Below are 837 nucleotides of genomic sequence, written 5' to 3' on the forward strand. Positions count from 1 at the left end.
CGTGCACCCCACGCCGGTCGCGCCGGGACGGACCGACCTGAGCCGTCGCCGCGACAGGGCCCGCCGCACGGCGCTACCGTCGACGTCATGCCTCCCGCCGACGTGGTTCCCCCGGGGTCGGAGGTGCCCGCGGACGCCCCCGGCCCGCTCCTCACGTCGGGCACGTCGGCGGACGTCTTCGCGCTCGACGAGACGCGCGTCCTGCGCCGCTACCGCGAGGGACGCGACGCGACGCCCGAGGTCGAGCTGCTGCGGCACGTGACCGCGCACGGCTTCCCGGCGCCCGCGGTGCTCGACGCCGCGGGGTCGGACATCGTGATGGAACGCGTGCACGGGCCGACGCTTCTGCAGGCGCTGGGCGCGGGCGAGGTGTCGATCGGCGACGCCGCGCAGGTGCTGGCCGACCTGCACGCACGGCTGCACACGATCCCCGCGCCGGAGTCGTGGGTCGCACCGTCGGACCGCGACTGGCCCCTGCTCTCCGGGGGGCCCGTCGTCGTGCACCTGGGGCTGCACCCCGGCAACGTGATCCTCGCCGAGGACGGGCCGTCGCTCGTGGACTGGGCAGCCGCTCGCAGCGGGACGCCCGAGCTCGACGTCGCGGTGACCGCGGTGATGCTCGCCGAGGTCGCCGTCGACGCGGGTGGCGACTACTCGCAGGCGGCGCGAGCGCTGCTCGCGGGGTTCCTGCACGCGTCCGACGTGTCACCCGTGGCGGCGCTCGACGACGCGTCCGCTCTGCGCGCGATCGACCCGGTGCTCGTGCCGGGCGAGCGCGAGCTGGTCCCCGAGGCCGCGGAGCTCGTCCGCACGCTCGTGGAGCTCACCACCGCCTAG

The 837-nt window shown here is 76.3% G+C and carries 1 protein-coding gene; it reads left to right on the forward strand.

Translation table 11 applies throughout. The features are described from left to right. The first annotated feature begins 87 nt into the window (after window positions 1-87). A complete protein-coding gene (locus tag ATM99_RS17505) occupies window positions 88-837 on the forward strand; it encodes a phosphotransferase (protein WP_062104084.1) in 750 nt (249 codons plus the stop codon).

Source organism: Cellulomonas sp. B6 (assembly GCF_001462455.1).
Classification (GTDB): domain Bacteria; phylum Actinomycetota; class Actinomycetes; order Actinomycetales; family Cellulomonadaceae; genus Cellulomonas.

Coding starts and splice junctions, on each gene's coding strand:
- ATM99_RS17505 (WP_062104084.1), top strand. CDS start 88: ATGCCTCCCGCCGACGTGGTTCCCCCGGGGTCGGAGGTGCCCGCGGAC.